Source organism: Serratia sp. AXJ-M (assembly GCF_046531865.1).
Taxonomy (GTDB): domain Bacteria; phylum Pseudomonadota; class Gammaproteobacteria; order Enterobacterales; family Enterobacteriaceae; genus Serratia; species Serratia liquefaciens.
Map to the genome: position 1 here is coordinate 2,513,163 of NZ_CP059394.1, position 24,605 is coordinate 2,537,767.

Here is a 24,605-nt window from a genome sequence, read left to right on the forward strand (position 1 = left end):
GTACTGCATAGTGGGCACTATTAAAGCATTATTAATCTTAAAGCGGAAAATCCCAAAAAACGCCGTCCTCTGCTAAATTTCCCGCTATCAATCACCTGTGAATTTTATCGTCCCACCTCGCCGTTATCTGGCTTATTCAACATTCGCACTCAGGTAGGTTTTCAGCTGTTCCTGACAGAAATCGAGATACGCCCGCACCAGTCGCGAGGGATGCCGTTGTGATGGATAGAGCAAGCTAAGCGTTTGTTCTGGCAACGGGTGAGAAGGTAAGACTGCGCACAAACGGCCGGCGGCGATCTCCTTGTTCGCCATAAAGGGCGGTAACTCAGTGACCGCCTGACCCGCGACGGCTCTGCTGCGTAAAAGTGCGTAATCGTTCGCCACCAGTACCGACTTCGGCTCAAACACCTGATGGCCCAGCCGCCAGAGGCCACGGGCGCTGGAGTCCGCCGCCCAGCTCGCGCAAGGGTAGCGATGCAAATCCTCCACGCTGGCAGGTTGGCCAAACTGCGCCAGTAATGACGGCGCAGCAACCAGTAGATGCCGATACTTCAGCATTTGTCGTGCCACCATAGACTCATGCACGATGGTGCCGACGCGGAGCGAAACGTCAATGCCATCCTGTACCAGATCGATCCGCCGTTCCGTTGAAAATACGCTAACGCTGATTTCGGGAAACCGTTGCTGGAAAGCCCCCAGCAAGTCCCACCAGGGCTCAAAGTTGGGGGGCATCGACAGACGCAGGCGGCCTTTAAGCCGGGTTTCATCGTTCATCACGGCCTGCTGAGCTTCATTCAGAGCTTCCACCCCGCGGCTGGCATGTTCATATAAACGGCTGCCGGCTTCAGTCAGCTTGATACCGCGCGGCGAACGCTCCAGCAACTGCACGTCAAGTTCGCGCTCCAGCTCACGTATGCGCCGGCTCAGGGTAGGGAGCGGCACATGGGTCTTGTCGGCGGCGGCCGAAAGACTGCCTGCTTGTACTACTGAGACAAACATTTTGGTTGCGTTAAAGTCCATACGACACCCCTATCATTTATGAGATTGACGTTACCATTTTCGTGTATTCCACATCAATATTGGAATCTATACAGTTCAACCTATCGGCGAGATAGCTCGTTGATTAACTCACTGTTGAACTGGAGAACGGTTATGAAAGCTTATGTGATTGAACAAGTTGGCGGCCCGGACGTTTTGCAACTGCGCGATATTCCTTCTGTCGCGCCAAAGGCGGATGAAGTTCGCATTCGGGTACGGGCGTTTGGTCTTAACCGCGCCGAAATTTACCGACGTGCCGGTAAAATGGGCCCGATCGCCGGACAGGTTGTGCCTGGGATTGAAGCCGTAGGCGAAGTGATTGAGGATGCTTCAGGCCTGTTTCGCGTAGGGCAGCATGTGGCCACTGCCATGGGGGGATTGCAGTTCACCCGCAACGGCAGCTACGCCGAGGAGGTCACGGTGTTACGCAGCAACGTCATCGATTTGGACGGCATCAGCCTTTCATGGGAAGAACTTGCCGCACTGCCGGAGAGCTATCTTACCGTATGGGGGGCTCTGGGCCGCTTAATTGACAACGTACCGGGGCAGACGGTGCTGGTGCGCGGCGCGACCTCTTCGGTGGGGCAGGCTGCCGTGGCCTATGCCAAGGCGCGTGGACAGCGGGTTATCGCCACCACCCGCTCGGCCAGTAACGCAGCCCGGCTGACCGCCATTGGCGCAGATGCGGTGGTGATTGATACCGGTGAAATTGCAGAACAAATACGGGGTGTAGCGCCGGAAGGCGTAGATGTGGCCCTTGAGGTGGTTGGCGCCGCCACGGTGCGCGATAGCCTCAATGCGCTCAAACCTTTTGGTACCGCAGTGGTAATAGGCCTGCTGGGCGGGGCACCGGTGTTGGATAATCTGCATCTGATGAACGATCTTCCCAATGCAACACGCTTGGCCTTCTTTGGCAGCGGGTTGCTTGGCACCCCAGCGCTGCCTTTGGCCGACTCGCCGCTGAAGTGGATTGCTCAACAGGTAGCGGACCAGACCATGCCGTCGCTGCGGGTGAAAACCTTCGACTTTGACGATGTCGCCAACGCTCACCGCATGATCGAGAATGACCGTGCGCAAGGCAAACTGGTGGTTCGCGTCTGAGGCCAGCAAGGACCATGATGGGTAAAAAACAGTGAGGAAGCCTGTGACTGGCTTCCTCATTGGCCTTACTGTTCTGAAAGCTCAAGCTCGGCAATAACCGGCAGGTGATCACTTGCCGTTGACCAGGTAAATTCAGGCGAATTATGTGGGATATCCAGATTCTTCACGTTCCACTTTTGCCCCTTAAATGTGAAGATATGGTCTATATCAATAGCGGGATTAACCGCTGGCCAACTGCGAGTATCGGCTCCATCTTTCGCAACTTCATTGAAAAAATAGCGTATTTCTTTCAATGGCTGTTCATCTTGAGTCGAGTTGAAATCGCCGGCGAGGATCTTGATCGAGGAAGCCATATCTTTGAAATCAGATGCGGCATCGCCAATACTCAAATCCAACAGGTAGCGTGCTTGTTCAGTGCGTATTGCCGGATCTTTTTGCCAGTCGAGATGGGTGACCATGATGATTGGCGCTGAATCAAATCCGGGAACCTCAACTTGCGCCAGTAATGTGACGCGCTGTTCGGCATCACCCGAGGGTAATTTCACCACCTGTGAATGTAGAATTTTATATTTGGAAAGCAGTCCTACCCCATACTCGCCGCCATCGAAATCAAGCGCTTTGCCAAAGGCATAATGCATTTTATTGGCATCAGCGATTTTTTTAAGCTGATCGAGTTTTTGACTGCGCTGGGTCTTATTGTCCACTTCCTGGATGGCGATGATATCCGCATCTATTCTTTTAATGGCCGAATTAAGTGCAGTGAAATCGGAGACGGCAGAGGAGGCTTCATTTTTACCGATGTTATAGGTGGCTATCTTCAAATGCGGTTTATCCTGCGTGAAAACCTTGTCTGGCACGCCGCCTTTTTGAACGGCAAGTATTTCATTACCAGCTAGTTTGTCGCTCGCCTGCGCGTTGGCGATAAGGCTGCCCAGCGCCATCATGGTGAATATAACTGTTTTTTTCATGTCACCTAATCTCCCGATAAAATAGATTCCTTATCAAAGAATACATAAGAAAGGGGGCGGTTATCGTGATACCTGACTCAAACTTCCGACGCGATGAAAATTAAGGCTGGAATATCTGCCGGCACAGTGCTTTCAGGTATTTAGCGTGGCAAAACGTTGTTGAACCACCTTCAACACCCATTGCCGCAGCCAACGGTGGGCAGCATCGGCCTCCAAACGCGGGTGCCACATCTGCGAAACGGTGATGCTTTGGGTTTTTACCGGCAGTTCAAACATATAAAGCGCAGTGCCCAGCGGTTGATTGATCAGGAAAGAAGCAGGGACCAATGCCACCAGATCGGACGCCTGAGCCACCGCCAGCGCGGCGGGAAAACTCGGCACCACGGCGGCTATTTTTCGTTCCAACCCCAATTCAGCCAATCCCTGATCTACCGGGCCGGTGACCAGCCCACGGCGTGATGCGACCACATGGCCACAGTCAGCATAGGCCCGCGCGGTGATGTCGGCTTTCTGCTCCAACGGATGGCCCTTTCTGACCACCGCGACAAATCGGTCGCGGAACAGCGCCTGCAAGCGAATTTCCGGCCCCATATCCCCCAAAACGCCGATTTCCAAATCAACCCGTCCCTCACGCAAATGGCGGGAGCTTTTTTCCGGTTTGGGCGCAAAACAGAGTCTCACCAACGGGGCTGCCGTTGCCACGGCGGAGATCAGTGCGGCGCCGAATGCTTCGACAAATCCCTCGTTGGCGCGCAGGGTAAATGTGCGTTCCAACGTTGATAAACTCAGTTCTGAAACCGAGGGGCGCAGTATCGAACGCGCCTCAAATACGGTGTTTTGCGTACGTTCACGAATCTCTTCGGCAAAGGGAGTGAGCACCATATTGCGGCCGGCCCTTACCAGTAAAGGATCTCCGGTGACTGCCCGCAAGCGGCCAAGCGTGCGGCTCATGGCCGAAGCGCTGAGGTTTAGGCGGCGTGCAGCTTCGGCCACGCTGCCGAGCGTAAGCAACGCATCGAGCGCAATCAGTAAATTGAGATCGGGTTCTGACATGTCGGGGATCCTGGTTTATTGATAGGAGCGGCGTCCGATGCAGGTGATTAGTACAAATGCTGCGTCTTCCGCAATCTATTCAGCATAGTTATATTTTTTACCGCACATGACAACGGAAACACAGTGGAATACTTTCATGCATGCAAACACCACCAAAACAGCAACAGACCATGCTGCTCATTGGCGCATACCGGGGATTGGGTGTTGCGATGACTCACGCATCTTGCCGGTAATTGGCTGGATATTTCGGGCTAAAATGATTGCGTAGATCGCGCGTTATCATTAGTTTTATCTGCCATTACTCAATGCGTTAAGGAAATATCTCATGCTGAAAGAAAACTTCAATGAGCTGCAAATTTTCCTGGTGGTTGCCAGAGAGAAAAGCTTTACCAAAGCGGCGGCTAAGCTGGGGGTTTCTCAGTCGGCATTGAGCCATGCGGTGAAGGCATTAGAACAACGTTTAAATACGCGTCTTCTGACCCGAACCACCCGCAGCGTCGCCCCAACGGAGGTTGGGGAGAAGTTAATCGCCTGTCTCGAGCCACGGCTTGCCGAGCTTGAGCATGAACTTGGAATCCTGCTCCAACCAAATGGCACCGCTTCGGGCAATATCAGACTTTCCGCCGGGGAGCATGCCGCGCGGTGCCTGCTGTGGCCGAAGCTAAAACCTTTTCTCCGGGAATACCCTGAAATCAATATCGAACTGGTGGTGGATAATGGCTTCGTTGACATCGTGGAAGGGCGTTTCGATGCAGGTATTCGCCTTGGGGAAAGCGTAGATAAGGACATGATTGCTGTAAAAATCGGACCGGACATGCGAATGGTGGTTGTGGGGGCGCCGAGTTACTTTGCAGAGCACGGGATCCCGCAGACGCCCCACGAGTTGCAGCAACATCGTTGCATCAACATGCGGCTTCCTACCGCCGGCGGTCTATACCACTGGGAGTTTGAGAAAGACGGTAAGCCGTTGCGCGTGAAAGTGGAAGGGCAGCTGACATTTAATCTGTTGGCAGAGAGGATCGACGCTGCGTCGTCAGGGTTTGGTATCGCCTGCGTGCCCGAAGATATGATCCAAAACGAAGTCAAATCAGGGGAGCTTATCCAGATCCTGGATGAATGGTGTCCGACATTTCCCGGTTACTACCTCTATTATCCCAGCAGGAGGCAACATCCCCCGGCGTTTGCCTTGTTGATCGATGCGCTGCGCCATTAATGGGTTTTGGCCGGACACCGTTCGTGTTGAGATGGTGACATGAAGGTGCTTTTCCTGCGGACGATGGTAATGCTGCTTCTGCCAACAAAAAAGCCGATAACAAGCTAATGTTATCGGCTTTTGGCTGCCAGTTAGGGCAGAGCGCGCGGATTAGGCGGCAGGCAACTGCTGCGCGGTTTCTTCCACCAGCGCCAGCAGGACTTTGATATCGTCCAGGCTGACCGTCGGGTTCAACAACGTCATTTTCAGGCAGGTCACGCCGTTAAACTCGGTGACCCCGACGTTGGCGCGGCCAGATTCCAGCAACGCATCGCCGATCCGTTGGTTCAGCAGTGCCACGGCGGCATCGCCGGCGGCGGCTAACTGCTGCGGACGGTAGCGGAACAGCACGCTGGCCAGCTGCGGCTGCATGACCAGTTCCAGCGCCGGCCGATCGCCGATGTAGTGAGCCACCTGTTGCGCCAGCGTTACGCCATGATCGATGATCGCCGCATATTGCTCCTGCCCCAAAGCTTCCAGGCCCATCCACAGTTTCAACGCATCAAAACGGCGGGTGGTCTGCAAGGATTTGGACACCAGGTTAGGCACGCCCTGAGCTTCATCGAACTCGGAGTTCAGGTAGGCCGCCTGATAACGCATCAGTTCATAGTGACGGGCTTCTTTCAGCAAGAAAGCACCGCAGCTGATGGTCTGGAAGAATTGTTTGTGGAAGTCCAGCGTGACGGAGTCCACCAATTCAATGCCATCCAGATAGTCGCGGTACTTCTCGGAAAGCAGCAAGGCGCCGCCCCAGGCCGCATCGACATGCACCCAGATCTGATGTTCCGCCGCCAACTGCGCAATGCCGCGCAGCGGGTCGATAGCCCCGGCATCCGTGGTACCTGCGGTGGCGACGATCGCCAGGATCTGCTCGCCATTGGCCTTGGCCTGCGCCAGTTTTTCGGCCAAATCGTTCAGTTCCATACGTGCGAATTGATCGGTTTTCACCAGCGTCACGGATTGGTAACCCAGGCCGAGTAAAGCCATGTTCTTTTGCACCGAGAAGTGGGCATTTTCAGAACATAACACTTTAATCTTTCTCAGATTACCAACCAGACCATCCTGCTGCACAGAGTGGCCCTGTTTGGCGAAGAAGGCGTCACGCGCCAACATCAGCCCCATCAGGTTGCTCTGGGTACCGCCACTGGTGAACACCCCGGCGTCGCCAGGCTGGTAACCTACCTGGGTACGCAACCATTCAATCAGCTTCATCTCGATGAGGGTCGCTGACGGGCTTTGATCCCAAGAGTCCATGCTTTGGTTAGTGGCGTTGATCAACACTTCGGCAGCCTGGCTGATCACCAGGCTAGGGCAATGCAAATGTGCGACGCACTGCGGATGATGCACCGACAGGCTGTCTTTTAAAAAATACTCAATGGCGCGTTCGATAGCGACCTGGTTGCCCAGGCCCTGAGGGGTAAAATCAAGCTTGATGCGTTCACGCAACTCGGCAACGGTTTTCCCCTGATACATCTCGGGTTGTTGCAGCCACTGCACCACGGCCTGACTGCTCTGTTCGATCGCTTGCTGGTACGCCTCTGTGCTTTGCGCAGAAGCGGCCAGAATCGGGTTTAACCGGGACATCGACTTCACTCCACATCCACCGGCTTGATGCCGGCAGCTAACAGGGCCTGTTCAAATTTATCCAGGAAGATAGCCAGTTCGTCGTTAGTGATCAGCAGGGAAGGCAGCAGACGCAGCACGCAGCCGTTACGGCCGCCGCGCTCCAGGATCAGACCGGCTTCGAAGCATTTCTTCTGCAGCAGGGCAGAGAGCTGGCCGTCAGCCGGGTAGCAGCCCATGTGATCCTGCGCTTCGTTCGGTTTCACAATTTCCAAACCGATCATCAGACCCAGACCACGCACGTGACCAATCACCGGATAACGTTTTTGCAGCTCGGCCAGCTTGGCTTTCAGCCATTCGCCTTGCGCGGCAACCTTTTCGGCCACCTGGTTATCTTTGAGGTGTTGCAGGGTGGTCAGGCCGGTAGCCATCGCCAGTTGGTTGCCGCGGAAAGTACCGGTATGGTGGCCAGGTTCCCAGGCGTCGAACTGTTTCTTGATACCCAATACTGCCAGAGGCAAACCGCCGCCAACCGCTTTGGACATCACGATGATATCCGGCTCAATACCGGCGTGTTCAAAGGCGAACAGTTTGCCGGTACGGGCAAAACCAGCCTGAACTTCGTCGATGATCAGCAAAATGCCGTGTTCCTGCGTGACTTTGCGAATACGCTGCAGCCACTCGACCGGGGCCGGGTTAACGCCGCCTTCGCCCTGAACGGCTTCCAGAATGACCGCCGCAGGTTTGCGCACGCCGCTTTCGACGTCATTGATCAGGTTTTCGAAATAGTAAGTCAGCGCCTTGACCCCGGCTTCGCCACCGATGCCGAGCGGGCAGCGGTATTCGTGCGGGTAAGGCATAAACTGGACTTCCGTCATCATGCCGTTAATGGCTTCTTTTGGCGACAGGTTGCCCGTGACCGCCAGTGCGCCATGGGTCATGCCGTGGTAACCGCCGGAGAAGCTGATCACGCCGGTACGGCCGGTATGCTTTTTCGCCAGTTTCAGTGCGGCTTCTACCGCATCTGCGCCCGAAGGGCCACAGAACTGCAGGCAGTATTCCTGGCCTTGACCTGGTAATAAAGAGAGTAAATAGGCAGAAAACTCATCTTTCAACGGTGTTGTAAGATCGAGGGTATGTAACGGCAAGCCGCTGGTAATGACATTTTGGATGCTTTGGAGGACGTCAGGATGGTTATGACCCAGAGCCAGCGTACCCGCACCAGCCAGGCAATCAAGATATTGATTATTCTCAACATCAGTGATCCAAACGCCTTGGGCTTTCGCAATTGCCAACGGCAATTTACGGGGGTAACTCCTGACATTCGATTCAAATTCAGCTTGTCGCGCCAAATATGTTTCGTTATTTACATTTTCTAAATTCACACCGAAATTATCAATACGGACTTTATCCGTCATCATATCTCTCCTACAACTGGGGGTAACAATGACGCCCTAGTTGAATTATTGAATTGAACAATTAACTACCGTGAGAAAAACGGGCCCAATATATGGCTTTTTACCCCCCGGCTCAATAGTTATTTGGCCGGGGGAGATTTATGGTTTTTTTAATAAAAATCAATAAATTGCTTGTTTTGTGGCCAATAATGGCACGATTTAAGGGCGATTGCGGGCTTGACACGGCACAAAAAACCTCCTCAAGAAAAGTAAGGGTACCGGCCCAATACGTTTATTTTGAAGGTAATTTTCAAACAAAGGCCAGCAACATGAGGAAGGAATTTTGAAACAATGTCTTAATATAAATAAGGCATTGCTTAGACATTAACGGACTTTAGCGGAAAAGGGTGCCATTGGCGCATTACCAGGGAATTTCGCCATAACGATCAAAAAATCCTCCCGTTGGGCCATCGTTTGCGATGGAGGCCAGGGCCACGATCGCATCAGTACCCTCGGTTATCGTCTGGCAACCCAGAGGGTTGAGATCGGTTTGGGTAAAGCCCGGGTTAACGGCGTTAATCTTGATTTTCGGCAACGCCTTGGCGTATTGCGTTACCAGCATGTTGAGCGCCGCTTTTGAAGAGGGATAGGCCAGTTGCAATATTCTGGACTCGAAGGTGCCGCTTTTGCCGGTCATGGTATGAAACGAGCCCAGCGAGCTGGACACCATCACCACTCTGGGGTTGGCGGCGGCTTGCAGCAGGGGGAGAAAGGCCTGCATCATGCGAACTACGCCAAAAACCTGGGTTTGGTAGATTTCCGTCAGGGCTACGGCGCAGGTTTCTCTTGGGTGTCCCCAGGGGCCAGAAACGCCGGCGTTATTGATCAGAACATCAAGGCGATCGTGCACCTTGCTGAAATCCGCCGCCGCCTGACGCACTGACTCCTCGGAAATCACATCGATGATCAGCAATTCTGCATGCAGGCCCTGCTGCGCCAGCTCTTGAATGGCCTGTTCGCCGCGCAGGGGATCCCGCGCGCCGAGGACTACGTGCCACCCGCACCCGGCAAGACGCCGGGCGGTTTCATGACCCAGGCCCCTGTTGGCACCCGTAATCAATACGGTGGTTGTCATGGTTATGCCTTGCTCGACAAAATCATGTCTGCGGCTTTTTCACCGATCATAATGCTGGGAGCATTGGTGTTGCCGGTAGGAATAACCGGCATCACCGAGGCGTCGATCACGCGCAGACCAGACAGACCGTGCACGCGCAATTGCGGATCAACCACTGCCATGTTGTCGGTCCCCATGCGCGCCGTACCGACCTGATGGTGGTAGGAAGCCGTCATTCGGCGAATGTAATCGCGCATTTTATCGCGGTTATTCACACCCTCCATGCCCATCTCTTTGCCGCGCCACGGTGCCAATGCGGTTTGCTTCATCACTTCGCGCAACAGCAGGGCCTTGTCGGTCATGACCTCAAGATCTTCGTTTTCAGAATAGACTCGCGGATCCATCAGTGGGGCTTGCAGCGGGTCACGTGAGTTGAGCCAGAGACGGCCACGACTTTTCGGTGCGACCAGACCGGGAGTGACAGTGTAACCCTGGGTGACGCCCGGCATGAACGGCATGGTGAACAGCAGGGACTGGGTGTCCGGCGCGGAAAGCTCCGGGGCTGACTTATGGAAAATCTGCGCTTCGATGCCGGAGGCCAGACCGACAGCCACCGGCTGCGGCGAAGACCAAACCATAGGACACACCAGATGATCGTGCAGGTTTTCACCCACGCCTGGCAGGTTGACCAGGGTCTTAATGCCCATTTTCTCCAGCTGCTCGGCCGGGCCGATACCGGAGTGCAGCAGAATGGAAGGGCTCATCAGTGAACCGGCGCACAGCAGCACCTCATGGCGCGCCTCGATGCGATAATCGGTGCCACGATGCACAAAGTGCACGCCGGTAATGTGATCGCCCTGGTTCAGCAGCTTCAATACCCGAGCTTCGGTGATCACCGACAGGTTATCCGCTCCGCGGATGGCATCGCCGTAACAGACCCAGGCGCTGGCCCGTTTGCCGTCTGGCGTCATGGTGTACTGCGGGAAACTGACGCCGGTGGAATCCTGGCCGTTGTTGTAATCCTGCACCAGCCGCAATCCGGCCTGTTGTCCGGCCTCAACAAAGGCGTGGGCCAATGGCGTCATGGCGGGACGAGATACCTGCAGCAGCCCTCCGGTAGCATGCAGGTTAGACAAGCCATCGATATTGCAGTTTTCCGCTTTGCGGAAATAAGGCAGCACGTCCTTCCAGCTCCAGCCGGTGGCCCCCATCGCCGCCCAGTTGTCGTAATCGGAGGGCAGGCCACGAACGTACATCATGCCGTTAATAGCGCTGGAACCGCCCAGGGTCTTGCCGCGTGGCCAGTAAATATCCTGTTTGCCGGCGTAAATCTGCGGTTGAGTCGAAAAACCCCAGTCAACGGCGGAATGCCACAGCGCCATGGCCTCCGGCGGGTTATGAATGGCCGGCATATCGTCGCGTGGCCCGGCTTCCAGCAGCAGGACCTTTAATCCGGCATCAACCAGCCGACGGGTCACCACCGAGCCGGCCGAACCGGCGCCGATAATAATGTAGTCGTATTTTTTGTCGTCGCTTCCGGTCCCGGTGCTGCGAGGGGCCGGCTGGCGGGCATAGCCGGAGAAAGGCAGTGCGGCTGCAGCGCTCATTGCCAGACTGGCGGCAATGAACCGACGGCGGCCGGCGTCAGTCTGTAGTTTATCTTGTTTCATGACGATCCCTTTTTATTGGTTTGGACGCGCGGGCTTAGTGAGCGTCGACATCTTTCAGTGCAATCCAGGTGGCTTTCATTTCGCCGTATTGCCGCATCGCATGTAACGACAGGTCGCGGCCGATGCCTGACTGTTTGAAACCGCCGAAAGGCGAGAGAATATCGCGGGTCAGGAAGTGATTGACCCAGACGGTTCCTGCCTCCAGTTGGCGGGCAACGCGGTGAACTTTGGCGATATCCGGCGTCCAGAAGCCGGCGGTTAAGCCGTATTCGCTGTCATTTGCCAACCGGATGGCGTCTGCTTCGTCTTCAAACGCGATGACCGAAGCGACCGGGCCGAAGATTTCGTTTTGCGAGGCGGTCATGGTCGGGGTGGCGTTGTCGATAACCGTTGGCCAGAAGAAATGTCCACCCGGTACGATGCTGTCGTCCGCATGGCCACCACAGACGATGCTGGCGCCTTCATCACGCGCGGAGTCGACATAACGCAGGACATTGGCCTGATGCCTGGCATCAATCATTGGCCCCATCATGGTTGCGGGATCGAGTGGATGCCCCGGCTGCCAGCGGTTCACTTCTTCAATCAGCAGCGCGACAAACTCCTCCTTGATGGATGACTGCACCAGCAGGCGAGTCCCAGAGGCACAGACCGCACCCTGGTTGGCGCAAAAACCCAAGGCGGCAAAACGCGCTGCGCGTGCCAGATCTGGCGTGTCGGCAAAAATGATATGCGCGTTCTTACCGCCGCCTTCGAGGTAGGTGCGTTTCATGTTTGACTGGCCGGCATAAATCAGCAGCTGTTTGGCCACCTGGGTGGAACCGGTAAAGGCCATCACCCGCACGGTGGGGTGCAGCGCCAGTGCCTGTCCGACCTGAGCCCCGCCGGTCACCACGTTGAATACGCCATCGGGGATACCGGCCTGTTGCGCCAGCTGCGCCAGGCGGATACCGGTTAACGGCGCTTTTTCAGAAGGTTTGAACACCACCGAGTTACCCATCGCCAGCGCCGGCGCAATCTTCCAGCAGGCAATCATCAGCGGGTTGTTCCACGGCGTCATCACCGCTACCACACCCAAGGCCTGGTAGGTGATCATGCCGTGGAAGCTGTCGCTGGTAGGGGCGATTTCACCGGCAATCTTGTCGATCGCTTCGGCGTAATAACGCAGAGCGATCTGCACGTCCTGCATATCCATATCCAGCGACTCATGGATGGTTTTGCCGGTGTCCAGGCTTTCCAGCAGCGCCAGTTCCTCTTGATGCTGACCGACCAAATCGGCCAGGCGCAGCAGGGCGTTTTTGCGCTGTACCGGCGATTGGTCGCGCCAAATTCCGGATGCAAATGTTCGGGCCGCCGCCGCAACGGCTCGATCCACGGTGGCGGCGTCGCAGTCGGCAACCGCCGCTAGCAGCCGACCGTCGATCGGGCTGATATCGGCAAAAGTGGCACCGTCGGCAGAGTCCTGATACTGACCGTCGATATAGGCACGCCCTTCGATCTGCAGTGCGTTTGCCTGCTGCTGCCATTGTTTAAAGGTTTTCGTCTGGCTACTCATAGGGAGTCCTTGTTTCAGTCTGTGGGGATCCTCTTTCGAGGGATAAAGCTAAACTAGCTGTGGTCAGGCTGAACAACCAGAGGGCTTGCCGTATCACACTGGTGCCGAACAGGCACCAATGGATGACGTATATTGTGCTAATGACGAGCGTGCTGAAAGGACGTGAATGTGGACATGATGAATGCATTACGCATATTCAATGCGGTGGTAAAAGGCGGCAATTTTACGGCGGCTTCAGAGGCGCTTGACCTTTCCCGACCGCGTGTGAGCAAGAGTATTGCCGAGTTGGAACAGCATTTTGGCGTGCGCTTGCTGCACCGTACCACGCGGTCGATGACGCTGACGGAGGCCGGGCGGGAATGTTACGAATACAGCCAGCGCATTGCCGGCGAATGCCAAGCGTTGGAAGCCTATATGGGCAACCAGGGGCAGCCCGCAGGCACCTTGCGTATCAGTGCGCCACACCCCTATTGTCGGGCTGAACTGGCAACCATAGTGGCCGGTTATCAGCGTCGTTATCCGCGGGTGTCGGTGGAGTTCTGCCTCAGCGACCAGTTGATCAACCTGATCGACCAGGGGATTGATGTGGCGATCCGCGTGGCCAATCTGTCGGATTCGTCTCTGGTGGCGCGCAAGCTGTGTGAAATACCCCGAATACTTTGTGCGTCTCCCGATTATTTAAAGCACCACGGGACCCCGGACAACCCACAGGCGTTGCGTGAGCACAATTGTCTGGTCTACTCACTGTTGCCCCGTGCGGAACAATGGGAATATCTGGATGAGGAGGGGCGTCTGATCGAGGTGCCGGTATGCGGATCGCTGCGAGCCAACAGTGGCGATGCCTTGTTGGCCAGCGCGCTGGAGGGCAGAGGCATTATTCTTGAGCCGGAGTTCGTGGTCAGAGAAGCGTTGGCCAGCGGCGCGTTGATCAGGTTAATGAGGGATTACACCTGGAGCCATCGATCGCTGTACGTGGTCTATGTTAACCGGCGTTATCTGCCGGTTAACATTCGCAGTTTTGTCGATTTTGTCGCGGAGTATTATCGGCAATCCAGGTTACCGCCGGGGCAGAAACTCACGGACACCCCGCCGGCGGCCTGAACGCAGGGCTACTCTGCGTCGAACTTAAAGCGCGCGGCTTCGGCTATCAGTTCCCGCGCCAGCGTTTCATTCGCCAACGCGTCCAGCAACAGCAGATTAAGGCGAGTCAAAAATAGCGCCAGAGGTTCGCCGGTAAACGGCTCGGCGGCCAGATAGAACTGGCTGTACAGCTCATCGAGCTGCTGTTCGGTCAATTTAGCCTGCATCTTTTGCTCCTTGGTTATCGTTCTGCCAGCCGCTGGACCGCAAGATGGCCTGTTCGATGACGGCAAAGTCCACATCATCACTCTGCGTCCAGCGCCAGCAGACGTGCCCGTCCGGTCGGATCAGATAGAGCGCGCCGGCGGGCCCGCTGTAGGCCGCGTGCACCTGTCCATCTGGATCTTCCACCCACCCGGCAGCACCGGCCTGCGGTTGTCCAGGCCGCCCCAGAGTGACCACGCGCAGCAACGGATGGTCGCCGATTTCCACAGCGCTGGTAGCGTCCTGCGCCGGGAAGCGCAGCAGGGTGAAGAGTCGCGCATCCAGCAATCGGGTCAGGTGGGTTGGCTCACCATTCAGTAACAGAGGGAACTCCGGCAATACCGCGCCGAGCTTGGGGCCTACAGCCGCGGGGGCCGTCACCGACGGGGTATTCAAAGGCGAATCCGCGTAACAAATGCTGTGGGTCTGACGGGGATTGATCAGCGCGGAAAACTGCGGGTGGCGAGCCGCCAGCGACAGCACCGCATTACGCAGCGTGCTGCCGGCCGGGGTCGCCGGGCACATAAACTCGGCGCTGCGGCTGGCTTGTCCGGCATTTTCACGCCAGGCTTTCTGACGTTCGCTGGAGTAACTGGCCAATAGCGACGGTGGCGCCAATCCTTTCAGCACGTAGGCCAGCTTCCAGCCGAGGTTATAGGCATCGTCCAGCCCGCCGTTAAGCCCACGTACGCCGAAAATCGGCACTACGTGCGCCGCATCGCCGACGAACAGCACCCGGTCGTGATGATAGTTGTCCAGCGACAGCGCTTTGGCGTTGTACATGCTGATCCAAATCGGGCGCCATTTCCCTTTTTCACCGACCATATCGAGAAAACTCTCGACGACCGGCAGCACGTTTTCCGGCTTCAGTCCTTCTTCGTCGCTGACGCCGTCTTCCAGCAGGTAATCAATGCGCCAGATGTTGTCCGGTTGGCGGTGCATCCACATTGGGCCAGGGCGCAGGGCGGTTTCGAACCACACGCGCCGTTCTGCCGGGGTCTCGCTTTCCAATTCAATATCTATGATGGCGAAGCGTCCATGATGCACGTCCCCCTGCAGATGCAGGCCCATTTGTTCCCGCACCCGGCTGCGGCCGCCGTCGCAGGCAATCACCCAGTCGGCTTCTAACTGGTAATCGACCCCGACAGCATTCAGTGACAATGTCACACCTTCGTCATGATGCACCAGGCTCTGGAGCTCGGTACCCCAACGCAGTTCGATCAAACCCTCATGGCGCAGCACCTCGTCCAGCAAAAATTGCTCGATATAATACTGCTGCAGGTTGATCATCGCCGGAAACTGCTGGTTATCATCCACCAGCATGTCGAACTGCATCACCATCTCGCCCTGATAAAAGCTGCGTCCACGGGTCCAGGCGAGACCCTTGCCGACAAAGGTGTCTGCCAGCCCCAGTTTGTCGAGGATCTCCAGGCTGCGGCGGGAGATGCACGCCGCCCGGCTGCCGGTGCATACCTGGGTATCATTCTCCACTATCAACGAAGCGATGCCTTGTTTCGCCAATGCCAGCGCCAGCGATAAGCCCACCGGTCCACCGCCGACAATCACCACCCGATGCCGACGCTGTTCGCGGTTATCGTGCAGCGACGGTAGCTTGACCGCATATTGTTGATAGCGGAATTCACCAATCACGTTTTCTTGTTGCATAAAGATTCTCCTTGTCGTTGCCGGTTACTCCGCCACAGGGGCGATCAACTCAGAAAAGGGATGCCGGATCTGGCCCGCCTGCATCGGCATTACCCAATCGGGAAGTTGCTGCGTGATTTCCACGTCCATCAACACCGCTTTTTCAATAAAATGCGCCAGATGCTCCATCGCTTCGGGCCGGGCATCGTGCAACACCATCACCGTCCAGGGCTGATTGGCGATATCTTCCAGCGCACGCGCCACCCAGGCGTCGGTCGGCAGTTCCCAATCCCGCGGTACCGAGTTCCACAACACCAGACTGAATCCTTGCTGTTGCAGCACCTCAACCGCCTCTTGATTCAACACGTGCGGTCCGAGGATCCCTTTACCGGCATAGGGGCGAAACAGCGGCGGCGACTCGGCGTATTGACCCAGTCGGGCCTGGCCTTCGGTAATTTCGTGACGGGCAAAACCCGGAGCCCCCAGCCCCAGCGGCAGAGAGTGGGTCAGGGTATGAATGCCGACCCGGTGACCGGCGTCTTTCACCGATTTAACCAGAGCTTCACCGCCAGGCGCGGAGATCTTCTCGCCGATAGGGAAGAAGTTGGCCAGAATGCGGAACTCCTGCAGCGTCTTCAGCACCAGCGGGGTTCCCTGGGGATGGGGACCGTTATCAAAGGTCAAAGTGAGTTTTTTATGCATGTTCCTGCTCCTGAGAAGTGGCCAGCATCAAATCAACTGCGCGCTCTGCCACCATGATAGTCGGTGCATTGGTATTGCCTGCCGGGATGCGCGGGAAAATCGACGCATCAGCGATGCGCACTCCCGCCAGGCCACGCAGGCGAAGTTCCAGATCCACCACGGAAGTCGCGGGATCTGCCCCCATGCGGCAGGTACCGGTAGGGTGATACTCCGTTTTGCCATGCTCGCGCACGAACGACGCCAACTGTTCATCGCTGTTCAAATTTGGCGCGGGCAACAGAACCTGATCAATCAGTGACGCCAACGCCGGGGCCTGGAACAGCTGCAAGCCCAGACGTACCGCTCTGACCTGCGCAGCGACATCTTCCGCTGTCCCCATATAGTTGAGGCTGATGCGCGGTAATGAACGTGGATTACCGTCGCGCAACCGGACTTCACCCCTGGCCTGTGGCCGCAGGTGCGCCAACTTGAGGGATAGGGCATGTTGGTTTTGCGCCTGTTTTCCCTTGTCGTCGACGTTATCCGACGCCGCCAGCCCCATCAGTTGCACATCTGGCCGATCGTCGTCGCCGGTGGCGAAAAAACCGCCGCACTCCAGCAGGTTGGAGGCGCAGATACCGCGTTTGAACAGCAGCCATTCCAGACCGTTCGCCAACGCCTTCAGGCCTTTGTCTTGCCCGAGCAGGCTAATCGGCTTTCGCAGGCTGGCAATCAGCGAAAAATGCAGATGATCCTGCAGGCGTTGGCCGACCAGAGGGCTGTCAACCTGGAGTTTGATGCCGACTTCGCGCAGATGCTCTGCTGGACCGATGCCGGACAGCATTAACAGTTTTGGGGTTCCGATGGCGCCGGCGCATAACACCACTTCCCGGCTGGCCAGCGCCTGTTGGCGTTTCCCCTCGGCGTCGGTAAATACCACGCCGGTAGCACGATCCTGCTCCAGCAACAGGCGCTCAACCAGCACGCCGGTCATCACCTGGAGATTCGCGTGTTGGCGCACCGGTGCCAGATAGGCCACCGAGGTGCTGCAACGGTGCCCCTGATAGGTGGTAGTTTGATAGAAGCCTATGCCTTGCTGGCTGGCGCCGTTAAAGTCATTGAGATAGGGATAACCCAGCTCCTGACCGGCTTTTACGATGGCGTAGCTGAGCGGATGGCGATAACCGGAGTCGCTGACTTTCAGGTGGCCGCTATCGCCGTGATAGTCGTCGTGCAGGCTTTGGTTGCATTCCGACCGGATAAAATAGGGCAGCACATCGCGATAGCCCCAGCCGGTACAGCCGTCCTGGGTTTCCCAATCGTCATAATCCCTGGCATTGCCACGCACGTAGAGCTGTCCATTCACCGAGCTGCCACCGCCCAGCACACGGCCCTGCGGTACGCTCATCGACCGATTGTCCATATGGGGTTCGGCATCGCTTTGATAGGGCCAGACCAGCTTGCCGACAATTTCCGGAAATCCGGCCGGCATGCGGATGAAGATCCCTTTGTCTTCTGGCCCGGCCTCCAGCAGCAAAATGCGCGCCGAGGTTCTTTCCGCCAACAAACCGGCAACCACGCAACCGGCAGAACCACCGCCGACCACAATGTAGTCGTACCTTTCATTCTCTTTCATGCTCTCTCCGTGCAGATGAGGGTGGAAAATTTGCGATGGAAGAAAAAATATATTTTTTAATATAAAGAATATTTTTTGTTGATGTCACTATTTTTTGTCGATAGCATGACATTTATGCAACATCGCACGGCTCAGTCATGAGCTGCCTCGCTAGAAGGAGAGAACGGTTATGGATGTGAGACTGGCTGATAAACGCGCCCTGGTATGCGCTTCCAGCAGTGGTTTGGGTTATGCCTGTGCCGCAGCCCTGCTTAGAGAAGGGGTCAGCGTCTGGATTAATGGCCGCGACGAAGAGCGCCTGCTGGCCGCGCAGCAGCGGCTTAAGGCTGAGACCGGCGGGCGCGTTTTTACTGTCGCCGGTGACATAACCACCCTACAAGGGCGCGAAGCCTTACTGGCTGCCTGCCCGGATGCCGATATTCTGGTCAATAATAACGCCGGGCCACCGCCGGGGAATTTCTTTGATTTTGACGAGCAGACCTGGCTGTCGGCGCTGCAAGGGAATTTGCTGGCACCGCTGATGTTGATCCGCGCCTTGATACCGGGGATGCGCGAGCGGAAATTTGGCCGCATCATCAATATCACCTCGGCGATGGTCAGTACGCCGCGTGCGCACATGACGCTTTCCGCTGCGTCGCGCGCCGGTCTGACGGCCGCCTGTAAAGGGTTGTCCCGCGAATGCATTGTCGATAACGTCACCATTAACAATTTGCTGCCGGAACGTTTTGATACGCCTCGCCAGCAGCAGATGGCGCAGGTGGCGATGAAACAGAGCGGCATTACCTTCGAACAGGCGCGCCAACGACAGATTGACTCGATCCCCGCCGGTCGCATGGGCCAGCCTGCCGAATTCGGCGCGGCCTGTGTTTACCTGTGCAGCGACCTGAGCGGATTTATTACCGGGCAAAACATGCACCTGGACGGCGGCGCCTATCCAGCGTTGTTATAACCGTACAGCGAGATAAAACAGCGAATGAACAGCAAACAAACAGAAAACCTGCAATTGCAGAACGGGACTTTCAAAAGCCTGAGCGGCGCCGCCGTGGCGCTGATCCGCCGTCGGATTATCAACGGTGAATACTCGCCGGGCAGCAAACTGGTGATCGGCAATATCGCCGGTGAATTGGACATCAGCCCAGGGCTGGTGCGTGAGGCGCTGTCGCGGTTGGTGACGGAAGGGCTGGTGACCGCCCACGAGCAACGCGGTTTTCGTGCCAGTGAGGTATCACTCAGCGAACTGAAAGACATTACCGCCAATCGACAACTGATCGAAACCCATGCTTTACGGTTAGCGATTGCCAACGGTGATGCCGAATGGGAAGCGGGGATTATCGCCGCCTTTCACCGACTGACGCGCTGCCCGCGCATGGATGACGAAGATCACTCGGCAAACTGGAGCCAGCTCCATTACAGCTTTCATCGCAGCCTGCTGATGGCCTGCAATTCACCGTGGATGCTGCGCTTTTCCGACTTGCTGTTCGATCAGTCGGAGCGCTATCGCCGCCTGCGGTTCGGTTATGAGCTGGAAGGGATGGATTCACCACGCGATGTCGACGGTGAGCATCAGGCCATCATGGATGCGGTGCTGGCGCGCGATGCCGACCGCGCCGTCGAGCTGCTTAGCCAGCATTATCAAAGCACCGTGCAGCGAATTATCAACCAGGTCGACAGCACCATATTCAACGGCACGGCTGCGTCCCCGGAGGCCAAATGAAGATCGTCAGTTTTATTAGCCAGGGGCGTGCAGGTTATGGCCTGCTGCGCGGTGACGACGAGATTGTCGACTGCAGCCAGTCATTGCCCTATCCGGACGTGCGCAGCGCGTTAACCGCCGGCAGTTTTAACGTGTTCCTGCCGTTTGTGAATGCGCCTGCCACCCTGAAAGCCAGCGAGGTCAGTTGGTTGCCGCCGGTGCCCAACCCGGACAAAATTATTTGCGTGGGGCTGAATTACCGCCCGCACCTGCTGGAAACCGGCCGGGAGGAACCCGATCGGCCAACGCTGTTTTTGCGGCTGCCTTCTTCACAGGTCGGACATCAGCAGCCGCTGCTGGCACCGCCGGAGTCGTCTCAATTTGACTATGAAGGCGAGCTGGCCGTGGTGATAGGTAAAGGGGGGCGCCGCATTGCCCAGCGCGATGCCATGCAGCATATCGCCGGTTACGCCTGCTACAACGACGGCAGCGTGCGCGACTGGCAGCGGCACAGCTCGCAATTCACTCCCGGTAAAAACTTCCGCCACACCGCGGCCTTTGGTCCCTGGCTGGTCAGTGCCGACGACATTCCCGACCCGCGTGCGCTAACGCTGGAAACCCGTCTGAACGGACAGGTGATGCAACAAGCCTGTGTCGATGACCTGATTTTCTCGATCCCGGCGCTGATCGAGTATTGCTCGGCATTTACCGATCTGCTGCCCGGCGATGTGCTGGTGACCGGTACGCCCGGTGGCGTTGGCGCATTCCGACAGCCACCGGTCTGGATGAAAGCGGGGGATCGGGTGGAGGTTGAGATTGCCGGTATCGGTACCCTGAGTAACCCAGTGATTGACGACGCCTTAGGGCGTTAAAGGACTCTTTTCCGACAAACGAGGTGGATTACGATGGCTGATATCAAAGTGCTTCCACAGGTTTCCGCCTTTCTGGCGCAGGAACATGGGCAGTTTATCGATGGACAACTGATCCCGGCGGCGGGCGGACAACGCTTGCCGGTAGTCAATCCGGCCAATGGCCAGACGATCGCCAACGTGGCTGGTGCCACCGCCGACGAAGTGGAGCAGGCGATGCAATCGGCTGACCGGGCGCTGAAGGGCGAATGGGGAAAAAGCCTGCCGGCCCAGCGTCAGCAGATACTGTTACGCTTTGCCGATCTGCTGGAGGCCCACAGAGAGGAGATTGCCCAGCTAGAAACCCTGACCAACGGTAAGCTGATCGGTTCCTCCAGGCTGTTCGAGGTTGACCATACCTGCGTTTTCATCCGGTATTACGCCGGTTGGGCCACCAAACTGCATGGTGAAACCCTTGCGCCGTCAATCCCTTCGTTTAACGGCGAGCGATATACCGCGATGACTTACCGCGAGCCGGTGGGCGTGGTGGCGGCCATTATTCCCTGGAATTTCCCGGTGATGATCGCCATTTGGAAAATTGCAGCCGCCTTGTGCACCGGGTGTTGCATCGTGGTCAAACCCAGTGAGTTTGCACCTTTGACCCTGCTGCGTCTGGCGCAGTTGGCCCATCAGGCCGGGGTGCCTGCGGGCGTGTTCAACGTGGTCAATGGCGAACGCCAGGTGGGGCAGTGGCTGATCGAGCATCCACGGGTCAATAAGGTCAGTTTCACCGGTTCGGTTCCGGCCGGTATCGCGATCGGCCAGGCGGCGATAAAAGCCGATTTGACCCGCATCACCCTGGAGTTGGGTGGAAAAAACCCGGCGGCGTTTCTTGCCGACGTCGATACCCAGCGGGCGGTGGACGGCATTATGCTCGCCGGGCTGGTGCATCAGGGGCAGGTCTGTTCCTCTGCCGAGCGGTTTTATATTCATGCGTCGCGCTTCGACGAGATTGTCGAGCAGGTTATCGCCAGGGTCGAGGCGCTGCAAATAGGTTCGCCGATGGACGAAGCCACGCAGTACGGTCCGTTGGCTAACCAGGCGCATTTTAACCGCATCAAGGCGATGTTTGATCAGGCGCACAGCCATGACCAGGTACTGAGTGGCGGTACGGTGCTGGACGGAGAGGGGTTCTATGTGACCCCGACGGTGATCCGTGCCACCGGTCAGGACGATCCGCTGATGCGTGAAGAAGCCTTCGCCGGCGTGCTGAGCTTTATGCCGTTTGAGGATGAAGAGCAACTCTTGCATTTGATGAATGATTCGTCCTATGGCCTGTCCGCCAGTATCTGGACCAATGACTTCAGCAAGGCGATGGATTTGATGCGGCGGATTGAGGCCGGGATGGTATGGGTAAATTCGCACACCATTATGGATCCGGCGGTGCCGTTCGGCGGGATGAAAGCCTCCGGTATTGGCCGCGAGTTCGGCAGCGCGTTTATCGAGTCCTATACCGAACTTAAATCCGTCATCATGTGCTACTGAATCCCACGGAAACGGGGCCACGGCCCCGGTAAGGAATCACAATGACCACATTGCCCCTCACCGAATACGATCCGCCATTTTCCATTACCCGCGCCAGTCATCTGGTGCTGACCTCGCGTGATCTGGCCGCCAGTGAGCTGTTTTACACCCAGGTGATCGGCATGGTGCTGACCCATCGGGAAGAGGACCGGCTCTATTTGCGCGGGCTGGAAGAGGCTTGCCACCACAGTCTGGTTATCAAGCTCAGCAAGGCGGAGCCCCAGTGCGAACGCGTTGGCCTGCGTGTTTTTCGTGAAAAAGATCTGGAGTTGGCCAAGCTGTTTTTGGACCGGCAAGGGTTGGAGAATTGTTGGGCCGAAGTGCCGTTTCAGGGGCGTACTCTGCATTTCACCGATCCGACTGGTACGCTGATCGAACTGTGCGCCTCAATGCCCGTGATGCCGCGTTTGCACCATCAGGTGCATCTGTACCGTGGCGGCAGCGCCCAGCGGCTGGATCACTTCCAGTTGCACACTCCCCACGTACAGCGGGCAGCCGAATTTTACATGACGAAGCTGGGATTCCGTGCGACAGACATCTATTTCAATGAGGGTGGAATGGGGGCCGCATTCTTACAACGCAAAGGCAATACGCAGGATCTGGTGTACTTGCATGGCCCCGGCCCGCGTCTGCATCACTTCGGTTATACCATCCCCGATTCGCAAGAGATCCTGCGCGCCTGCGACACTGCCGGCAATCTGGGCTTTGGCAGCAGCATTGAACGCGGGCCGGGCAGGCACGGTATGGGCCATGTCCTCTATGTTTATCTGCGGGATCCGGACGGGCATCGTATCGAGCTGCACAACACCCCTTATCAGATAATCGACATTGAGCTGGAAACCAATATTCTTGCACCCGATCAGCGCCAGCAGTTACTGCCCTGGGGGCTGCCGCCGCAGCGCAAATGGGTCACCGAAGCCAGTGCCTTTGCCAACACGCCGGTAGAACCGACCACCGAGGGCTATCCGCTGGTGCTGGAAGAGTACTTATCCCGCCAATAGGGCTTGATGCCCGAACCATGCCAGGGCAACCCTTGGATAACCTTGTGCCCGGAAACTCTCCGGGCAATAACATCGGCCTTTACTTCCGTTTTTTTTCAACCAATATGGTCCGGCTGAAATGACAGTCGGAGCCGCCATGGCTCCGTTTATCCACAACGTCGTGGTTGTGGCACAAGGCATCGATACGGATATCCCGCCACGATGCCGAATGACGAACTGGAGAGGTTATGGCTAATCCCTATCGCGAACTTCTGACCACGCCCGGCGTCGGGGGGTTAGTGATTGCGAGCTCGGTTGCCCGTTTGCCGCAGGCGATGATCGGCATCGGTATTATCACCATGTTGGTACAGCAGAGCGGTCACTATTGGTTGGCTGGTGCGGTAGCCGGTATATTTACGCTGGCGAACGCGCTCATGGGTCCGCAGGTATCGAAGCTGGTTGATCGGCTAGGCCAGAACAGGGTGCTTCCATGGGTCACCGCGTTTAGCATTACCATGCTGCTGGCGTTGATAACCGCTGCGCATATGCGTGCCCCAGTCCCGTTGCTGTGTATTCTCGCCATGCTGGCCGGCACTATGCCAAGCATGCCGGCAATGATAAGAGCGAGATGGACACAGCTTTTCCGGGGCAAGCCGCAACTCCACACCGCCTTCTCGCTGGATACGGTGCTGACAGAGCTGACCTTCGTGATTGGCCCCCCTTTATCTATTGGCTTGAGCACCGGTATTGCCGCCGAAGCCGGGCCCCTCGCCGCGATAGTGTTGCTGGTGATTGGCGTCACTGCTTTTCTTCTGCAACGACAGACGGCGCCCAAAGTCATCAAAAACACGACTGAACACCGCGGCTCGACCCTGCGTATCCCGGGCCTCGGCACCATCGTGCTGGCACTTTTAGCCATGGGGGTGATTGGCGGATCTATCGATGTGGCGGTAGTCGCTTTCGCCAACGTACAAGGGTGGCCGACGGCCGCCAGTTTGATTCTTGTTGCCTACGCGCTCGGTTCCATGGTTGCCGGTCTGGCTTTTGGCGCGATCAGGGTTAGCTTGCCGATAGAGCGTCAGTTCTTTATTGGGGTGCTGCTAACGGCGGCAACGTCGGTGTTGCCGCTCCTGTCTGCGGACGTTTACATTCTGATGGCGACCATTTTCGTGGCCGGTATGTCCTTTGCACCCACCATGGTTGTCGTGATGAACCTTGGCACTATCCTGGTACCGCCGTCCAGGCTCACCGAAGGGCTGACATGGATGACCACCGGCATCAGCATTGGCGTGGCGCTGGGTGCCGCGCTGGCGGGGCTGGTCATCGACGCTTATGGCGCACGCGCCGGCTTCGGCATCGCCATCGCTGCAGGCGTTGTGATGACGATTATCGTGCTTCTCGGTCGACGCACGCTCCACGCTGCCTCGATGCCCCAGGGGGGAGCAACCTGCTCTTAATGCGGCGGCAGCCAGGGATGACCGGGCTGC

General features: G+C 56.9%; 21 protein-coding genes. 9 read left to right on the forward strand and 12 right to left on the reverse strand.

Going from position 1 to position 24,605, the window contains the following annotated elements; genetic code table 11:
* Window positions 1-132: 132 nt before the first annotated feature.
* Window positions 133-1,020: a LysR family transcriptional regulator gene (locus H0S68_RS11810; RefSeq protein WP_201896398.1), complete on the reverse strand. Its 888-nt coding sequence runs from the start codon at window positions 1,018-1,020 to the stop codon at window positions 133-135.
* 132 nt (window positions 1,021-1,152) lie between these two features.
* Between H0S68_RS11810 and H0S68_RS11815 the strand changes: the two genes are divergently transcribed.
* Window positions 1,153-2,139 carry a zinc-binding dehydrogenase gene (locus tag H0S68_RS11815; protein WP_410529418.1) on the forward strand — a complete coding sequence of 329 codons (987 nt, stop codon included), beginning with the start codon at window positions 1,153-1,155 and terminating at the stop codon, window positions 2,137-2,139.
* A 65-nt stretch (window positions 2,140-2,204) separates the two neighbouring features.
* Here H0S68_RS11815 and H0S68_RS11820 read toward each other — a convergent pair whose 3' ends face one another.
* Together H0S68_RS11820 and H0S68_RS11825 are read right to left on the reverse strand one after the other, a co-directional pair.
* On the reverse strand, window positions 2,205-3,107 hold the full coding sequence (locus H0S68_RS11820; protein WP_048758948.1) for an endonuclease/exonuclease/phosphatase family protein: 903 nt from the start codon (window positions 3,105-3,107) through the stop codon (window positions 2,205-2,207).
* A 132-nt stretch (window positions 3,108-3,239) separates the two neighbouring features.
* Entirely contained in the window at window positions 3,240-4,160 is a 921-nt protein-coding gene (locus H0S68_RS11825; protein WP_048758946.1) for a LysR family transcriptional regulator, read from the reverse strand.
* 325 nt (window positions 4,161-4,485) lie between these two features.
* Between H0S68_RS11825 and H0S68_RS11830 the strand changes: the two genes are divergently transcribed.
* A complete protein-coding gene (locus H0S68_RS11830; protein WP_201896395.1) occupies window positions 4,486-5,373 on the forward strand; it encodes a LysR family transcriptional regulator in 888 nt (295 codons plus the stop codon).
* A gap of 150 nt (window positions 5,374-5,523) precedes the next feature.
* Here H0S68_RS11830 and H0S68_RS11835 read toward each other — a convergent pair whose 3' ends face one another.
* The 5 genes from H0S68_RS11835 to H0S68_RS11855 form a co-directional block, all read right to left on the reverse strand.
* Window positions 5,524-6,996 carry a pyridoxal phosphate-dependent decarboxylase family protein gene (locus tag H0S68_RS11835; protein WP_410529419.1) on the reverse strand — a complete coding sequence of 491 codons (1,473 nt, stop codon included), beginning with the start codon at window positions 6,994-6,996 and terminating at the stop codon, window positions 5,524-5,526.
* Between the two features lie 5 nt (window positions 6,997-7,001).
* A complete protein-coding gene (locus H0S68_RS11840; protein WP_337047672.1) occupies window positions 7,002-8,393 on the reverse strand; it encodes a diaminobutyrate--2-oxoglutarate transaminase in 1,392 nt (463 codons plus the stop codon).
* Window positions 8,394-8,793: 400 nt separating this feature from the next.
* The gene (locus H0S68_RS11845; protein WP_142815213.1) at window positions 8,794-9,507 is read right to left on the reverse strand and encodes an SDR family NAD(P)-dependent oxidoreductase; all 714 of its coding nucleotides are present in this window, start codon (window positions 9,505-9,507) and stop codon (window positions 8,794-8,796) included.
* Window positions 9,508-9,509: 2 nt separating this feature from the next.
* On the reverse strand, window positions 9,510-11,156 hold the full coding sequence (locus H0S68_RS11850; RefSeq protein WP_115058827.1) for a GMC family oxidoreductase: 1,647 nt from the start codon (window positions 11,154-11,156) through the stop codon (window positions 9,510-9,512).
* A gap of 34 nt (window positions 11,157-11,190) precedes the next feature.
* Window positions 11,191-12,708 (reverse strand): aldehyde dehydrogenase family protein, encoded by a 1,518-nt coding sequence (locus H0S68_RS11855; protein ID WP_410529420.1) that lies wholly within the window; start codon window positions 12,706-12,708, stop codon window positions 11,191-11,193.
* A 174-nt stretch (window positions 12,709-12,882) separates the two neighbouring features.
* Between H0S68_RS11855 and H0S68_RS11860 the strand changes: the two genes are divergently transcribed.
* Entirely contained in the window at window positions 12,883-13,809 is a 927-nt protein-coding gene (locus tag H0S68_RS11860) for a LysR family transcriptional regulator (protein WP_020826887.1), read from the forward strand.
* Window positions 13,810-13,817: 8 nt separating this feature from the next.
* Here H0S68_RS11860 and H0S68_RS11865 read toward each other — a convergent pair whose 3' ends face one another.
* The 4 genes from H0S68_RS11865 to H0S68_RS11880 are packed head-to-tail and all read right to left on the reverse strand — an operon-like array spanning window position 13,818 to window position 18,013.
* Window positions 13,818-14,015, reverse strand: coding sequence for a hypothetical protein (locus H0S68_RS11865; protein ID WP_020826888.1), 198 nt, complete (start codon window positions 14,013-14,015; stop codon window positions 13,818-13,820).
* On the reverse strand, window positions 14,005-15,717 hold the full coding sequence (locus H0S68_RS11870; protein ID WP_410529421.1) for an FAD-dependent monooxygenase: 1,713 nt from the start codon (window positions 15,715-15,717) through the stop codon (window positions 14,005-14,007). The genes H0S68_RS11865 and H0S68_RS11870 overlap by 11 nt, the downstream gene beginning before the upstream one ends.
* A 24-nt stretch (window positions 15,718-15,741) precedes the next feature.
* The gene (locus tag H0S68_RS11875) at window positions 15,742-16,398 is read right to left on the reverse strand and encodes a polysaccharide deacetylase family protein (protein WP_020826890.1); all 657 of its coding nucleotides are present in this window, start codon (window positions 16,396-16,398) and stop codon (window positions 15,742-15,744) included.
* Window positions 16,391-18,013 carry a GMC family oxidoreductase gene (locus tag H0S68_RS11880; protein WP_261107378.1) on the reverse strand — a complete coding sequence of 541 codons (1,623 nt, stop codon included), beginning with the start codon at window positions 18,011-18,013 and terminating at the stop codon, window positions 16,391-16,393. Before H0S68_RS11880 ends, H0S68_RS11875 begins: the two co-directional genes overlap by 8 nt.
* Window positions 18,014-18,182: 169 nt before the next feature.
* On the opposite strand from H0S68_RS11880, the gene H0S68_RS11885 reads away from it, so the two are divergent.
* The 6 genes from H0S68_RS11885 (at window position 18,183) to H0S68_RS11910 (ending at window position 24,575) form a co-directional block, all read left to right on the forward strand.
* Window positions 18,183-18,962: an SDR family oxidoreductase gene (locus tag H0S68_RS11885; RefSeq protein WP_142815209.1), complete on the forward strand. Its 780-nt coding sequence runs from the start codon at window positions 18,183-18,185 to the stop codon at window positions 18,960-18,962.
* A gap of 24 nt (window positions 18,963-18,986) precedes the next feature.
* Complete coding sequence (locus tag H0S68_RS11890) at window positions 18,987-19,727, forward strand: GntR family transcriptional regulator (protein ID WP_410529422.1); 741 nt, start codon at window positions 18,987-18,989, stop codon at window positions 19,725-19,727.
* Window positions 19,724-20,578, forward strand: coding sequence for a fumarylacetoacetate hydrolase family protein (locus H0S68_RS11895; RefSeq protein WP_410529423.1), 855 nt, complete (start codon window positions 19,724-19,726; stop codon window positions 20,576-20,578). Before H0S68_RS11890 ends, H0S68_RS11895 begins: the two co-directional genes overlap by 4 nt.
* A 33-nt stretch (window positions 20,579-20,611) precedes the next feature.
* On the forward strand, window positions 20,612-22,099 hold the full coding sequence (locus tag H0S68_RS11900; protein ID WP_122079334.1) for an aldehyde dehydrogenase family protein: 1,488 nt from the start codon (window positions 20,612-20,614) through the stop codon (window positions 22,097-22,099).
* 41 nt (window positions 22,100-22,140) lie between these two features.
* Window positions 22,141-23,139, forward strand: a complete 999-nt coding sequence (locus H0S68_RS11905; protein WP_273854530.1) for a VOC family protein — start codon at window positions 22,141-22,143, stop codon at window positions 23,137-23,139.
* Window positions 23,140-23,366: 227 nt separating this feature from the next.
* Entirely contained in the window at window positions 23,367-24,575 is a 1,209-nt protein-coding gene (locus H0S68_RS11910; protein WP_410529424.1) for an MFS transporter, read from the forward strand.
* Window positions 24,576-24,605 lie beyond the last annotated feature (30 nt).

Excerpts from the sequence above, each read along its gene's own strand:
- H0S68_RS11810 (WP_201896398.1), bottom strand. The coding sequence starts at position 1,020 with ATGGACTTTAACGCAACCAAAATGTTTGTCTCAGTAGTACAAGCAGGC.
- H0S68_RS11815 (WP_410529418.1), top strand. The coding sequence starts at position 1,153 with ATGAAAGCTTATGTGATTGAACAAGTTGGCGGCCCGGACGTTTTGCAA.
- H0S68_RS11820 (WP_048758948.1), bottom strand. The coding sequence starts at position 3,107 with ATGAAAAAAACAGTTATATTCACCATGATGGCGCTGGGCAGCCTTATC.
- H0S68_RS11825 (WP_048758946.1), bottom strand. The coding sequence starts at position 4,160 with ATGTCAGAACCCGATCTCAATTTACTGATTGCGCTCGATGCGTTGCTT.
- H0S68_RS11830 (WP_201896395.1), top strand. The coding sequence starts at position 4,486 with ATGCTGAAAGAAAACTTCAATGAGCTGCAAATTTTCCTGGTGGTTGCC.
- H0S68_RS11835 (WP_410529419.1), bottom strand. The coding sequence starts at position 6,996 with ATGTCCCGGTTAAACCCGATTCTGGCCGCTTCTGCGCAAAGCACAGAG.
- H0S68_RS11840 (WP_337047672.1), bottom strand. The coding sequence starts at position 8,393 with ATGACGGATAAAGTCCGTATTGATAATTTCGGTGTGAATTTAGAAAAT.
- H0S68_RS11845 (WP_142815213.1), bottom strand. The coding sequence starts at position 9,507 with ATGACAACCACCGTATTGATTACGGGTGCCAACAGGGGCCTGGGTCAT.
- H0S68_RS11850 (WP_115058827.1), bottom strand. The coding sequence starts at position 11,156 with ATGAAACAAGATAAACTACAGACTGACGCCGGCCGCCGTCGGTTCATT.
- H0S68_RS11855 (WP_410529420.1), bottom strand. The coding sequence starts at position 12,708 with ATGAGTAGCCAGACGAAAACCTTTAAACAATGGCAGCAGCAGGCAAAC.
- H0S68_RS11860 (WP_020826887.1), top strand. The coding sequence starts at position 12,883 with ATGATGAATGCATTACGCATATTCAATGCGGTGGTAAAAGGCGGCAAT.
- H0S68_RS11865 (WP_020826888.1), bottom strand. The coding sequence starts at position 14,015 with ATGCAGGCTAAATTGACCGAACAGCAGCTCGATGAGCTGTACAGCCAG.
- H0S68_RS11870 (WP_410529421.1), bottom strand. The coding sequence starts at position 15,717 with ATGCAACAAGAAAACGTGATTGGTGAATTCCGCTATCAACAATATGCG.
- H0S68_RS11875 (WP_020826890.1), bottom strand. The coding sequence starts at position 16,398 with ATGCATAAAAAACTCACTTTGACCTTTGATAACGGTCCCCATCCCCAG.
- H0S68_RS11880 (WP_261107378.1), bottom strand. The coding sequence starts at position 18,013 with ATGAAAGAGAATGAAAGGTACGACTACATTGTGGTCGGCGGTGGTTCT.
- H0S68_RS11885 (WP_142815209.1), top strand. The coding sequence starts at position 18,183 with ATGGATGTGAGACTGGCTGATAAACGCGCCCTGGTATGCGCTTCCAGC.
- H0S68_RS11890 (WP_410529422.1), top strand. The coding sequence starts at position 18,987 with ATGAACAGCAAACAAACAGAAAACCTGCAATTGCAGAACGGGACTTTC.
- H0S68_RS11895 (WP_410529423.1), top strand. The coding sequence starts at position 19,724 with ATGAAGATCGTCAGTTTTATTAGCCAGGGGCGTGCAGGTTATGGCCTG.
- H0S68_RS11900 (WP_122079334.1), top strand. The coding sequence starts at position 20,612 with ATGGCTGATATCAAAGTGCTTCCACAGGTTTCCGCCTTTCTGGCGCAG.
- H0S68_RS11905 (WP_273854530.1), top strand. The coding sequence starts at position 22,141 with ATGACCACATTGCCCCTCACCGAATACGATCCGCCATTTTCCATTACC.
- H0S68_RS11910 (WP_410529424.1), top strand. The coding sequence starts at position 23,367 with ATGGCTAATCCCTATCGCGAACTTCTGACCACGCCCGGCGTCGGGGGG.